The 13,770-nt window shown below is 53.4% G+C and carries 11 protein-coding genes; 6 read left to right on the top strand and 5 right to left on the bottom strand.

The window, feature by feature from the left end; translation table 11 throughout:
• Positions 1 to 55 precede the first annotated feature (55 nt).
• The gene (locus LX69_RS14520) at positions 56 to 2,395 is read left to right on the top strand and encodes a pectate lyase family protein (protein WP_221621372.1); all 2,340 of its coding nucleotides are present in this window, start codon (positions 56 to 58) and stop codon (positions 2,393 to 2,395) included.
• Between the two features lie 333 nt (positions 2,396 to 2,728).
• Here LX69_RS14520 and glyA read toward each other — a convergent pair whose 3' ends face one another.
• The 5 genes from glyA to LX69_RS14495 all read right to left on the bottom strand — a co-directional run bounded on the left by glyA (position 2,729) and on the right by LX69_RS14495 (position 8,993).
• Complete coding sequence (gene glyA, locus LX69_RS14515) at positions 2,729 to 4,009, bottom strand: serine hydroxymethyltransferase (protein ID WP_111446769.1); 1,281 nt, start codon at positions 4,007 to 4,009, stop codon at positions 2,729 to 2,731.
• 305 nt (positions 4,010 to 4,314) lie between these two features.
• Positions 4,315 to 6,093: a chloride channel protein gene (locus LX69_RS14510; RefSeq protein ID WP_111446768.1), complete on the bottom strand. Its 1,779-nt coding sequence runs from the start codon at positions 6,091 to 6,093 to the stop codon at positions 4,315 to 4,317.
• 118 nt (positions 6,094 to 6,211) lie between these two features.
• Positions 6,212 to 6,859, bottom strand: a complete 648-nt coding sequence (locus LX69_RS14505) for a response regulator transcription factor (protein ID WP_170124413.1) — start codon at positions 6,857 to 6,859, stop codon at positions 6,212 to 6,214.
• A gap of 92 nt (positions 6,860 to 6,951) precedes the next feature.
• Positions 6,952 to 7,509: an RBBP9/YdeN family alpha/beta hydrolase gene (locus LX69_RS14500; RefSeq protein ID WP_111446766.1), complete on the bottom strand. Its 558-nt coding sequence runs from the start codon at positions 7,507 to 7,509 to the stop codon at positions 6,952 to 6,954.
• A 167-nt stretch (positions 7,510 to 7,676) separates the two neighbouring features.
• Entirely contained in the window at positions 7,677 to 8,993 is a 1,317-nt protein-coding gene (locus tag LX69_RS14495) for an O-acetylhomoserine aminocarboxypropyltransferase/cysteine synthase family protein (RefSeq protein ID WP_111446765.1), read from the bottom strand.
• A gap of 325 nt (positions 8,994 to 9,318) precedes the next feature.
• On the opposite strand from LX69_RS14495, the gene pelA reads away from it, so the two are divergent.
• From pelA to LX69_RS14475, 5 genes are all read left to right on the top strand, one after another.
• The gene (gene pelA, locus LX69_RS14490) at positions 9,319 to 10,431 is read left to right on the top strand and encodes a pectate lyase (RefSeq protein WP_221621371.1); all 1,113 of its coding nucleotides are present in this window, start codon (positions 9,319 to 9,321) and stop codon (positions 10,429 to 10,431) included.
• Positions 10,432 to 10,507: 76 nt separating this feature from the next.
• Positions 10,508 to 11,164 carry an HD domain-containing protein gene (locus LX69_RS14485; protein WP_245935033.1) on the top strand — a complete coding sequence of 219 codons (657 nt, stop codon included), beginning with the start codon at positions 10,508 to 10,510 and terminating at the stop codon, positions 11,162 to 11,164.
• A gap of 70 nt (positions 11,165 to 11,234) precedes the next feature.
• A complete protein-coding gene (locus LX69_RS17840) occupies positions 11,235 to 11,465 on the top strand; it encodes a hypothetical protein (protein ID WP_170124412.1) in 231 nt (76 codons plus the stop codon).
• 291 nt (positions 11,466 to 11,756) lie between these two features.
• A complete protein-coding gene (locus LX69_RS14480) occupies positions 11,757 to 12,797 on the top strand; it encodes an SPFH domain-containing protein (RefSeq protein ID WP_111446764.1) in 1,041 nt (346 codons plus the stop codon).
• The gene (locus LX69_RS14475; protein WP_111446763.1) at positions 12,797 to 13,723 is read left to right on the top strand and encodes a diacylglycerol kinase catalytic domain-containing protein; all 927 of its coding nucleotides are present in this window, start codon (positions 12,797 to 12,799) and stop codon (positions 13,721 to 13,723) included. The genes LX69_RS14480 and LX69_RS14475 overlap by 1 nt, the downstream gene beginning before the upstream one ends.
• Positions 13,724 to 13,770: the final 47 nt, after the last annotated feature.

Genomic DNA, 13,770 nt, shown 5'->3' with positions numbered 1-13,770 from the left:
GTTATTTAGTGATTTGAATATAGATGTTAAAATCTGTCTAATTAATCAAATCTGCATGATGAAAAAACTACAATTCCTTTTCGTGATGATGGCCATGTGTTCACTGGTGGTGGCACAAGCGCCTCAAATATCCCAAGCGGGGGGCTGGTTCGAGTCGGCCTGGGTGAAATGGGCACCGGTAGATGGCGCTGAGAGTTACCATGTATATTATAGTGGTGAGGGCATCGCCGACCGAAAAATCGACGACATGCTCATCCGCAGTTATGGAACTTACTTTCGTGCCGATGTGTTGGGGCTTAAGGCCGGTTCGTACACTCTTAAGGTGGTGCCGGTGATGGGTGGCGTGGAAGGTGTGGCAACGGTGACTGATGCCATTACCGTGATGGCGCATGACCGTGCGGGTTTTGCCTTCTCCAATGGACGAGTGCCCGGTGCCTACAATGCCGATGGCACACCCAAGGCCAACGCCGTGGTCATCTACATCACTCAAAACACTAAAAACACGGTGTCGATGGACGTGACCGGTGCCACGACCAATCCTTGTGTGGGGCTGCAAACCATTCTCGATGGTTATAAAAAAGGGAAGGATACCCGACCGCTCATCGTGCGATTGGTGGGACAAATTACCGACCTCTCGTACATGCTGGGCGGCGACATTGTGATTGAGAACAACAACAATGCATCGAGCTACATCACCCTCGAAGGGGTGGGCGATGATGCCGTGGCCGATGGCTGGGGCATTCGTGTGAAGAATGCCTGCAACATCGAAATACGCAACCTGGCCACCATGAACTGCAATAGTGACGAGGGCGACAACATCGGTCTTCAGCAAAATAATGAGTACGTGTGGGTGCACCATTGTGACTTTTTTTATGGCGATGCCGGGGGCGATGCCGACCAGGCCAAGGGCGATGGCGCGTTGGACTGCAAGAAGTCGACCCGCGTAACCTTTTCGTACAATCACTTTTACGACACCGGCAAGAGTAACCTGTTGGGGTTGAGCGAAGGGGCTTCGGACGATTTGCTCATCACCTATCACCACAACTGGTACGACCATTCCGATTCGCGCCATCCGCGCGTGCGTTTTTACTCGGCTCACGTGTACAATAATTATTACGATGGCATTGCCAAGTATGGCGTGGGTGCGTGTTTGGGTTCCTCGGTGTTTGTCGAAGGCAATTATTTTCGTAACTGCAAGTATCCCATCCTGACCTCCATGCAGGGGAGTGATGTGTTCAACACGTCGACAAGTGCCAATGATTATAAAAACATGCCTACGTTTTCGAGCGAAGATGGCGGCAGCATCAAAGCATTTAATAACTACATGACCGGGCAGGCGCGTTTTGTCGCTTATGGCGATGACAATTATTATTACCCGTCGGGCGTGAATTCGACCACCGATTTTGATGCCTTTGTGGTGGATGCACGCGATGCCTCGGTGCCTGCAACGGTGAAATCGGCTTATGGTGCCAATGTCTATAACAATTTCGACACCAACGCTTCCATCATGTATGCCTACACGGCCGACAGCCCCGAGGAAGCCAAAAACAAGGTGATGGCCTATGCCGGGCGGGTGAATGGCGGCGATTTTAAATGGACATTTACCGAGGCCGATGATGTATCCTATGCCGTCAACACGGCGCTCAAGGCTGCTCTGACCGGTTATCAAACCTCTCTGGTGGCCGTGCAGGGCGATGGCCAGGGCAATGGCGGTTCGACGGATCCCTCTGATCCTACTGACCCCACTGATCCCACCGACCCCACCCCCGTTGCCGGTGACATGGTGCATAACTTCACCCTGTCGGGTAAAACCAGTACATTTTATACCATCACGGGCAGCACTTCCGATTCAAAAGGAACCGTCAATTATGGTGGTTTGGTGCTGACCCAGTGCCTGAAGATGGAATCGGCTACCAATATCTCCTTCACCACCGGCAAAGAGGGAACACTGACCTTGGTGTTTAACGGCGCCAATACCGGAACCATTAAAATTGACGGAACCGTGTATGATGTGACATCGACAGGCATCATTACGCAAACCTTGGCTGCCGGCAGTCACACCATCCTTAAAGGAAGTGGTTCGACCTTCCTTTATTATATGAGCATGGCCATTGCCGACGACGAAAATGGCGGCACAGAACCGGGCAATTCATCATCGATGGCCGAAAACACGGCGGCGCAGATGGTTTGTTTCCCCAACCCGGTGGCAGATGTGCTGACCCTCGACACCCGAGCCAGCATTGAACGCATCGAGGTGCGCAACCTTGCAGGCATGGTGCTGATGCAGCAGGGCAGTGGCAACACCATCGACATGAGCCATCTGGGACGCGGCATTTACCTGGTGGTGGTACATACCGACCGGGGCGTAGTGACCCATAAAGTGAGCAAACGATAAAAAGTGTTTGGAAATCGTTTTTTGTGAAAGAGTGAAAGAGGGTGTCGGGTTCGGCATCCTCTTTTTTGTATCGGGGAGCACGCTTTCACCTTTTGGGGAAAAAGCCCGCCAGCTTTTTTAAAAAGCTGGCGGGCTTTTGACCAATCGACGGCCGTCGATTTTAAAATGACGGCCGTCAATGGAGGCATTCACCAAGGTGAAATGAAAAACACCAAAATACGAATGGGCTTTTTTTGTGGATCAATTGATATCAATGATAAAGGACGACACATTTATCAACAAAAAAAGCTGCCCCTCAGGGGCAGCTTTTTTGATATCAGTGATGGTGCTATCTCAAAAAGCAAACAGCGGGTATTTGGCCATCAGGTCATTGACGCGTTTGCGAACCGAGGCATAAACCTCTTCGTTGCCCACGTTCGAGAGCACTTCGTCAATCAGGTCAACCACAATGCGGATTTCGGCTTCTTTCACACCGCGGGTGGTGATGGCGGGTGTGCCCACGCGGATGCCCGATGTGGTGAATGGCGAACGGCTGTCGTATGGCACCATGTTTTTGTTGATGGTGATGTCGGCCTTCACCAGAGTGTTTTCGGCTTCTTTACCGGTCAGCTCGGGGAACTTGGTGCGCAGGTCAATGAGCATGGAGTGGTTGTCGGTACCGCCCGAAATCACTTTGTAGCCTTTGGCAATGAACGACTCGGCCATGACAGCGGCGTTCTTTTTTACCTGCAATTGGTATTCTTTGTATTCGGGTTGCAAGGCTTCATAAAACGACACGGCTTTGGCAGCGATCACGTGCTCCAACGGGCCGCCCTGTACACCGGGGAATACGGCTGAGTCGAGCAATGAACTCATCTTGCGGATTTCACCTTTCTTGGTGGTCTTGCCCCAGGGGTTGTCGAAGTCTTTACCTAACAGGATGATACCACCACGAGGGCCGCGAAGGGTCTTGTGAGTGGTTGACGTTACAATGTGGGCATATTCGCAAGGGTTTTTGAGCAATCCGGCAGCGATGAGACCGGCAGGGTGCGCCATGTCAATCATCAGCAGAGCGCCAATTTTATCGGCAATGGCACGCATGCGGGCATAGTCCCAGTCGCGCGAATAGGCCGAGGCACCCCCAATGATCAGCTTGGGTTTGTGCTCCAGAGCCAGAGCTTCCATCTGGTCGTAATCCACCATGCCGGTATCTTCTTTCACGGTGTAGGCGATGGGCTGATACAGCAAGCCCGAGCTGTTGACAGGTGAACCGTGCGAGAGGTGTCCGCCGTGCGAAAGATCCAGACCCAGGAACTTGTCGCCAGGCTCGAGAACTGTCATCATCACGGCCATGTTGGCTTGTGCACCACTGTGAGGCTGCACGTTGACCCACTCGCAGTTAAAGAGTTGTTTGAGACGTTCAATGGCCAGTCCCTCGCTTTGGTCTACCACCTGGCAGCCGCCATAGTAACGGGCACCCGGATAGCCTTCGGCGTATTTGTTGGTCAAAACCGAACCCATGGCTTCCATGACCTGCTCGCTCACGAAGTTTTCCGATGCAATGAGCTCGATGCCATGCAACTGGCGTTGTTTCTCTTGTTGAATCAACTCAAACAGTTTGTCGTCTCTTTTCATTATTGTGGATGTTTATTTTTTAATAATTATCAATGCTTTTGGATGAAGCGCAAAATTAAAAACAAAATGCCATTTGTTTGTCATGCGAACTGATTTTATTCAGGATGTGCGGTGTGAATTATTAAACGCTGAGACACAATGACACAGAGATTTTATGAGGCATTAGAAGAGAGCAGGGGGAAGGTTTATCTTTGGCTTAATATGAATCATGCGAATAACTCGTAAGGATAATATCGCAGATACACAAACCCCGAATATAGAATACTCAGCGCCTTAGCGTCTCCGCGTTTATTCATACTCTGCATTTATTCATCTGAATAGTTAATCAGCACCCGTCGGTACACCGAAAAGATTTTCGATTTGGAGACAAAACCCATGTATTGTCCTTTTTCGATCACGGGGAGGTTCCAGGCACCTGTTTGCTCAAATACCTCCATCACTTTGTCCATGTTGGCGTCAATGTCGAGCATGGCGGGGGGGACGATCATCAGCTTGTCGACAGTGGTGGTGGTGTACATCTCCTGATTGAACATGATGTGGCGAATGTCGTCGAGTGATACCACGCCCACAAGTTGTTCCTGGCTGTTGAGCACGGGAAAGATGTTGCGTCGCGACTGGCTCACCACGTTTACCAGTTCGCCCAGCGTCATGCGGGGGCGTACGGTCACAAAGTCGGTTTCAATGACCTTGTTGAGTTTCATGAGTGTGAGCACCGCCTGATCTTTGTGGCGGGTGATGAGCTCGCCTTTCATGGCCAGCTGTTTGGTGTAAAGGTTGTGACGGTCAAAACTCTTGACGGTGACAAAGGCCAGCGCCGAGGAAATCATCAGCGGCACAAACAACCCATAGCCATTGGTGATTTCGGCAATGAGAAAGATGGCCATCAGGGGGGCGTGCATGATGCCCGACATGAGTGCCGACATCCCGGCCAGGGCGAAATATCCTTCAGGTAAGTCAACCCATCCGGTGAGGTTGAGCAGGCGCGCCACCAAGAAACCTGTTACCCCGCCCATAAAGAGCGAGGGGGCAAACACACCGCCCACGCCACCCGCGCCGTTGGTGGAGGCAGTCGCCACCACTTTTAGGCCTATCAGTAAGAGTAAAAACAACGGAACGGCCCACCAGGCATTTTGCAGGTTATAAAAAGGACTGTTGCTGAAGAGTTCGCTGATGTTGTTGTTGAGCAGGGCACTGATGGTGGGGTAGCCCTCGCCGTAAAACGGGGGAAACAGAAAGATGAGCAGGCTCAGGATGCTGCCGCCTACCAACCATTTGGTGTAGCGGCGTTTGATTTTGCCGTACCATACCTCCAACGCCATTACGCTGTGATTAAAATAGAGTGCCACAAAACCACCCACCACCCCCAGCAGGATGTAGTAAGGAATGTTGTGCAAGTCGAAGGGGTGAACCAACAGGAAGTTGAATTCGGCATCTTTGCCCAAAAAGAAGTACGAGATGGTGGTGCCCGATACCGAAGCAATCAGCAGTGGCGCTATGGAGAGGGTGGTGAGGTCGAGCATCAGCACTTCAATGGTGAAGATAACCCCGGCAATGGGCGCCTGAAAGATGCCTCCCACGGCACCGGCCGCTCCGCACCCGATGAGCAGCATGATGGTTTTGTGGTTCATGCGGAAAAAGCGTCCCAGGTTAGACCCGATGGCTGAGCCCGTGAGCACAATGGGCGCTTCGGCTCCCACCGATCCCCCCAAGGCAATGGTGAAAGTACTGGTGAGTACACTCGAGAAGGTGTGATGGAGCTTGAGCATGCCGCCCGTTTGCGAAATGGCATGTAATATTTTGCTGATGCCATGCGAAAGGTTGTCGCGTATCACGTACAGTACCAGCAACAGCGTCACCAAAATCCCAATCATCGGTAGAAAGAGCAGCAGAAAGTTAAACTCTCCTTGCGAAGCCTGACTCACCACCCAATGACGAACCAGGTGAATGGTGTTTTTGAGCACCACAGCGGCTAACCCGCTGACCACACCAATGACTAAACTTAAAACCAGCACGAAGTGGTTTTGACTGACGTTTTTGGCGCGCCACACCCCAAATTGGATTCGTAGTTTTGATATGCTGTTCATAATGGGTTACAAAAATAACCTTTTCAATGCCCGGCCAAAGGATTTTGGCTTTTTTAAGTTTCGCATTGTAAAAAGGGACTTTTTTATGCCATTTATCGGGCTTGGGATTCGGGGTGATTCAAATATAATATTCAATGCCATCAATCCACCCTGCTTTGATGGCGTGAAGCATCAGTTCCGATACGTTGGTGACTTTAAGTTTGCGAAAAATGTTCTTGCGATGCGTCATCACGGTGTGAAAGCTCACGTTTTTTTGCTGCGCGATTTCTTTGGTGGTGCGTCCTTCGGCAATCTGGCGCACAATGTCGGTTTCGGTGGCCGTGAGCTGGATGTTGTCGGCCGGAGGTGTTTTGCTTTTCTCGAGCAGCAGTTCCAATACCGATTCTGAGTAGAATTTTCGTCCCCGCATGGCCATGTCGATGGCTTGTTGCAGTTCATCTTTGCCATCGGCCAGCGATACGATTTGTTTGGCGCCGGTGTTGCTGAGCCAGGCGGCCTCGTGGGACGTGGTGGCACGGGTGAGCAGGAGGGTGGCCGCTCCCTGATATTGTTGCATCACTTCTTTAATGTCGGAACCGTCCATCTCCAGGGTTTCGTAATCGAGCAGTATGAGCCCGATGGTCGTGGCATCGGGAACTGAGGTGAGCGCCTCGTGTGTTGAGGGACAATGCGCCAGCATCAGTTCTGGCATTTGCGCGATGAGCGACGACAAGCCCTCCCGAATCAAAAAATGCCCCGAGGCAACACAAACTTTTATTGAATCCATTACCGACAATTGCATGCGTTTGCAGCAAAGATAGGCCAATTTGTCGGTGAGAGAGTGTGTCGGCAGGGATTTAAAGCAGGTGCATCTGCCGGTCAGGCGATTTTTTGCGCTTGTCTCTCGTCTTGCAGTTGTTGCAGTAGTTCGTATCCGTCGGCCCAATGTCCCACATGTGATGCCGAATTGATGTGCCCGGCCTGACCAATGCTCACGAAGCGGCTGCCCCATTGTTGCGCCATCATCTGCGATAGCTCCGGGGTCGCATAGGGGTCGTTGGTGCTGGCCACCACAGTGCTGCCAAAGGGGAGTGGGCGGGGGTGCAAGCGGGCGAAACCGCTCACCAGGCCGTTGCGTTCAAGGCGTAGCACATCGGGGGGAGCCACCAGCAGGGCACCCGCCACACGTTGACGGGTTTGTGCCGCCCATTGGGCCACGGTGTGACATCCCATGCTGTGTGCCACCAAATATATGTTGCGATGGGCATTGCGTGCCACCGTTTCTTCTAATTGGGCAATCCACTCACCGGCAACGGGAACATCCCAGTTGTGTTGCTGCACCCGTTGAAAATGGGGATATTGGTTCTCCCAGATGGTTTGCCAGTGGTAGCCATCCGAACCGTAAAGACCCGGAATGGTCAGGTAGATGTTGTTCATGGAGTGATGTGTTGATGGGAATTTGAAAAAGAGGTTGTTTCCACACATGGGAAACAACCTCGGGGGCAACAGACGTTCTACAAGGTATCTCAAACACACTGTCGCAAAATGCGGTGTTGTGGCAGATGCCGTGATGTGTTGTTACCGGGCGGCGTAACCAACGGGCGCTATTTGGCCGATTGGATGGCTGCGAAGCCTCTTTCGAGGTCGGCTTTGATGTCGTCGAGGTGCTCGATGCCCACCGACAGGCGCACGAGTCCGGGAACCACTCCGCTGCTGAGCTGTTCTTCGGCGCTGAGTTGCTGGTGGGTGGTGGAGGCCGGGTGGATGATGAGCGTTTTGGCATCGCCCACGTTGGCCAAATGGCTGATGAGGGTCAGATGGTTGATAAAGGTGTCGGCCAGTTGACTCTCGCCTTTTATTTTGAACGAGAGCACGCCGCCAAAGCCGTTTTTCAGATATTTCTTAGCCAGCGGGTGGTAGGGGCTCGATGCCAATCCGGGATAGTTGACCTTTTCGACCAGCGGATGACTCTCGAGCCATTGGGCGATGGCCTGGGCGTTATCCACATGGCGTTGCACGCGCAACGAGAGGGTTTCGAGCCCCTGGATGAGCAGGAATGCGTTGAACGGGCTGATGGTGGCACCATAGTCGCGCAAGCCTTCTACACGGGCACGGATGATGAAGGCGATGTTGCCAAAGGGACCGGGGGTGCCAAACACGTCCCAGAACTTGAGGCCGTGGTAGCCTTCAGAGGGTTCGGTAAACTGCGGGAACTTTCCGTTGCCCCAGTTGTAGTTGCCGCCATCAACAATCACCCCGCCAATGCTGGTGCCGTGTCCGCCAATCCACTTGGTGGCCGATTCCACCACAATGTTGGCACCATGTTCCAGCGGGCGAAACAGGTAGCCTCCCGCGCCAAAAGTGTTGTCGACAATCAGGGGCAAGTCGTGCTTGCGGGCAATTTGGGCGATGGCGTCAAAGTCCGACACATTGAATTCGGGGTTGCCGATGGTCTCCAGGTAGATGGCCTTGGTGCGGGAGTCGATGGCCCGGTCGATGTTGGCCGGGGCGTTGCTATCGACAAACTTGACCTGAATGCCCAGGCGTTTAAATTGAACCTTAAATTGGTTGTAGGTTCCGCCGTAGATGTATTGCGAGCTCACAAAGTTGTCGCCGGCTTCCAGAATGTTGGTCAGTGCCAGGAACTGGGCGGCTTGTCCCGACGAGGTGGCCAGTGCAGCCACGCCGCCCTCGAGTGCCGCGATGCGTTTCTCAAACACATCGGTGGTGGGGTTCATCAGGCGCGTGTAGATGTTGCCAAATTCTTTTAACCCAAAGAGGTTGGCGGCATGCTCGGCGTCGTTAAACACGTACGACGAGGTTTGGTAAATGGGCACCGCGCGTGAGTTGGTGGTGGGATCAACCGTTTGTCCGGCATGTAACTGTAACGTCTCAAAACGTTGTGTTGGTTGTTGGCTCATGATGTGTGTTTTTTATTAGTGATACCTTATGATGCAAAGTTGCCCTTTCGCCAGGGTTGGTGAAATCCCATCGATGGGGTATTTTGAGATACCGCAAATAGGGTAGATGAGGAGGGCAATGAGAAGCCAAGCGCATGGTATCGCGTCAGTTGGTTGTTGTATCGGGATGGGGAGCTCCACAATGCAATGGGTGAAATGTGACGATTCGTCACCCTTTTTCGTCGATTATTGACCGTCTCTCTCTCGTGTGTCTGTTAATTTTGCATGATTGTTGTAAGCGTAAGCGCTTGAGTTTTGATTTGTGTTACATTAATTATATATGTGTATGCTCATGAAAAGGATTACTGCTGCATTGGTGCTGACCCTGATGGGGGTGTCGGCCATGGCGCAATCATCTGCCGACCAGGCGGAATATTTAGAAAAAAGTTGGAAGCAGGTGGCCACCCAAATGCCCGATGCCTGGTATGCGTCGCCCCAGGCGTTGCATGTGGCCGACAACGTGATGCTGGCGCAAAAGGAGGTGGGCGGCTGGTTCAAGAACAAACCCTACCACCACGAACTCTCCGAGGCCGAAAAAGCCGAGTTGGCCGAGCACAAGGGCGACCCCGGTTCGACCTTCGACAATGGCGCCACCATCATGGAGATGCGTTTTCTGGCCAAAGTGTACGCCGCTCAAAAACACGAGCCCCTGGCCAATGCCTTTGCCAAGGGGCTTGATTACATTTTTTTGTCACAATACGAGTGCGGCGGATGGCCTCAGTTTTACCCCGTGCGCACGGGTAAGTCGGTGGCCTATTCGGGGCACATCACCTACAATGATAATTCGATGGTCAACATCCTCAAGCTGCTCAACGACGTGGCCGAGGCGGACGACGAAATGGCGCATCTGCCCCTGTCGGACGAGGTGCGTGCCCAGGCGCGCGAGCGTTTCAACCGGGGCATCGACTGCATTCTTAAAACGCAAATAGTGGTCGACGGGCAGCCCACCGTGTGGTGCGCTCAGCACGATGCCGAAACTTTTTTGCCGGCCAATGCCCGTAAATACGAGTTGGCCTCGTTCAGCGGCTCCGAGTCGACAGGCATTGTGCAACTGCTCATGGACATCGACCATCCTTCGCCGGCCGTGGTGGCCGCCGTGGATGGTGCCGTGAAATGGTTCGAAGCGCACAAAATTGAGGGCATCCGCCTCGACAAACAAAAAGATGAGCAAGGCCGCAAAAATCTGGTGGTGGTGTCCGATCCTGCTGCGCCCGCCCTGTGGGCACGATTCTATGACCTGGAAACCGGCAAGCCCTTCTTTTGCGATCGCGACGGCATCAAAAAGAATTCGCTGGCCGAAATCGGTCACGAACGCCGCAACGGCTACGGTTGGTACACCGATACCCCTGCCAAGGTGCTCAAAAAATATCCCGAGTGGCGTGCCAAAAAGGTGAAGTGATTTTTATTTCTTTGCACAATCTCATTCAAACCCCGATGGTTTTTTAAACTTTCGGGGTTTTTTTAATCCTAACATGATGAATGCTGACATGACCCGTTGGGTGGAACAAACCCGCCTGTATGTGCGCCAAGCCATGGCCAATGCCGAACCCGGTCACGACTGGTGGCATGCCGAGCGCGTGTGCCGTCTGGCCATGACCCTTGCCCGCTCCGAGCCGGTGGATGCCCTGGTGGTGCAACTGGCCGCTTTGCTGCACGACATTGCCGACCACAAGTTTCACGGCGGCGACGAGACGCTGGGGCCGCGCCGGGCTTCACAATTCCTCGTGTCGTTGGGTGTGCCCGATGCGGTGGTGAGTCACGTGGCGGCCATTGTTGCCAACATCTCCTTTAAAGGCGGCCATGCCACGCAAACCTTCCGTTCGCCCGAGCTCGATGTGGTGCAGGATGCCGACCGCCTCGATGCCATGGGCGCCATTGGCATTGCCCGCACCTTTAGCTTTGGCGGCTTTGCCCGGCGCGAACTCTACAACCCCGACGTGCCCCCCGCGTTGAACCAAACGCCCGAGCAGTACAAGGCCAATCGGTCGCACACCATCAACCATTTTTACGAAAAACTGCTGCTGCTCAAAGATCGGATGAACACCCCCACGGCGCAGCGCATGGCTGAGCAACGCCATCGGTTCATGGAAGGCTTTCTGGAGGAGTTTTATCGGGAGTGGGAGGGGGTGTGATGAGCGGCACTTTTGAACATCTGTTCCGATTCCCATCTACCCCGGGTGGCAACCCATTCTCACTGTACAAATGCCTTGCTGCACCATGCAGCAACCCATTCTTACCATGCCGATGGCTTCCTGCGTGACGCAGCAGCCCATTTCCTGTTGGAAATGCCTCGCTGCGTGGCGCAGCAACCCATTTCCTGTTGCCGATGGCTTCCTGCGTGACGCAGCAACTCATTTCCTGTTGGAAATACCTCGCTGCGTGACGCAGCAACGTTTCGTCACTTTTTTGCGGTGGTGGCATGCCGGAGTTTAACGCCATTTAACCATTTTTTCGGCTCCGGGTGTTTATGGTTTCGGGTGTAGGGTTACATTTGTATTCATGCTTGTCACCCAATGGGGTGATTATCTTTCGTGAATCCAATGTTGTTTCATTAGTGACAATCGAATCAGAGACAAGAAGAATTTTTGACAGACAGATGTATAGATCCGTTCTCTTCGTCTCTTCAGTCTAATCTATCTGTCTTTAGTCTAATCATCTTCTTATCTCTTCTGTGAATCACACTAACTTAACGACATTGAATCGTCAATCCTTAAAACCGATAATATGTTTGGAATTAATTTTATCAAGTTCGATGCCATGACCTACGTGATGCACCACAAGCATGGTCAGGTGATACGCGAAGGGCGTGGGCTTTCGTTTTATTATTATGCACCCACCTCGTCCATCACGGCCATCCCGCTGGGCAGCCGCGACATTCAGTTTATTTTTAGCGAAACCACCAAGGACTTTCAGGAGGTGACCATTCAGGGACAAATCACCTATAAGATTGAAAACCCCAAGCAGTTGGCCGAGTCGCTCGACTTTACCCTCGACCGCAAGCGCCGTTACAAGGAGGACAATTTTGAGAAGCTCAACCAACGCCTCAACAACGAGGCGCAGACTTCTACTTCGTCGTTCATCCAAAGCATCACGCTCAAGGAGGCCTTGCGCAGCGGCAAGGTCATCAGCGACAAAATTGGTGAAGGATTGCGGGCTTCCAATTCGACCCGCATTCTGGGCGTTGAGGTGCTTAGTGTGGATGTGCTGGCCGTGTCGCCATCGCCCGAAATGGCCAAAGCCCTGGAGACCGAAACGCGTGAGATGCTGCAAAAAGAGGCCGATCAGGCCATTTACGAGCGCCGCAACTTTGCCGTGGAGCAGGAGCGCCGCATCAAGGAGAGCGAGCTGAGCACCGAAATTGCCGTGCAGGAAAAACGCAAGCAAATCAACGAAAAGCAGGCTCAGATAAAAGTTAACGAGGCTGAGAACGATCGCAAGCTGCGCGAAATCAAAATGTCGGCCGACATTGCCATCGAAACCGAAAAGACCAAGCTGATTGAAATGCAGGTCGAGAACGAAATGAAACAGGCCGATGCCCGTGGCTATGCCCTCGAAAAAACCCTCAAGCCCTACAAAGAGCTCGACTGGCGCACGCTCATGGCGCTCAACTCGGGCCAGGTGTCGGCGCTCGACAACATTGGCTTTGCCTTTCGCGAATTGGCCGAGAACTCCGACAAAATAGGCACCCTCAACATCACCCCCGATTTTTTGGAGTCGGTCATCAATCAAAATGATCGTGCCCGTTCACCCAAAAAAGGTGCGTGATGGCCATCGAAAACGCCATTGTCATCGTCAACAAAACCCGCCTGCAACAGCTGGTGGAGCGGTTCAATACCAAGGCGCAGGCCAAGTTTTATATTGAGCATCAGGGGGGCAACTTCGACGATTATCAGCGTGAGCACGACCAGTTTATGCGCTCGCTCGATGAGGTGCAGCGCATCGTAGGGCGTCGCTTGCGCAACAAGTTGGTGGAGCGGCGATTCCTGCCCAACTTCTTGTTTTCCGATAAGGACGTGGCCGTGGTGGTGGGGCAGGACGGGCTGGTGGCCAACACGGCCAAGTACGTGGGCGGATTGCCCATTGTGGCCGTCAATCCCGACGTGGCGCGTTTCGACGGGGTGTTGTTGCCTTTCACGCCCCGCACCCTCGAGAGCGGCCTCATGCGCACCCTCGAAGGGCGCGCTGCCATCCGTGAGGTCACCATGGCCGAGGCACGTCTCAACGACGGGCAGCGCCTGTTGGCCTTCAACGATTTCTTTATAGGGCCATCGTCGCACATCTCGGCACGCTATCGCATCACCCATGGCAGCGAGTCGGAGAGCCACTCCTCGAGCGGCATCATCGTTACCACCGGCGCCGGCTCCACCGGATGGCTCAGCTCAATGCTCAACATGGCCAACGGCATCAGCGCACGACTGGGTGTGGGGGGTGCTCCCGTTGAGGTGAACCTGCCCTGGGATGCCCGTGAACTGCTGTACGTGGTGCGCGAGCCCTTTCGAAGCAAATACTCGCAGGCGTCCATGGCTTCCGGTTGGGTCACCGATCAGGCACCCCTGCAAGTCGAGTCGTTCATGCCCTCGGGCGGCGTCATCTTCAGCGACGGCATCGAGGCCGATTACCTGGCTTTCAACTCCGGCGCCATCGTTCACATCGGCATCGCCCAACAGCACGCCCGCCTGGTGACCCGGTGATGATGACCTCTTAGCACTTTTGCACTTTCTCATCGTCTTATTCTCTC

Origin of the sequence: Breznakibacter xylanolyticus, assembly GCF_003254275.1 — a bacterium.
Taxonomy (GTDB): Bacteria; Bacteroidota; Bacteroidia; order Bacteroidales; family Marinilabiliaceae; genus Breznakibacter; species Breznakibacter xylanolyticus.
Note: the sequence above shows the minus strand (reverse complement) of the source record. Positions and strands in the feature narration are given on the sequence as shown.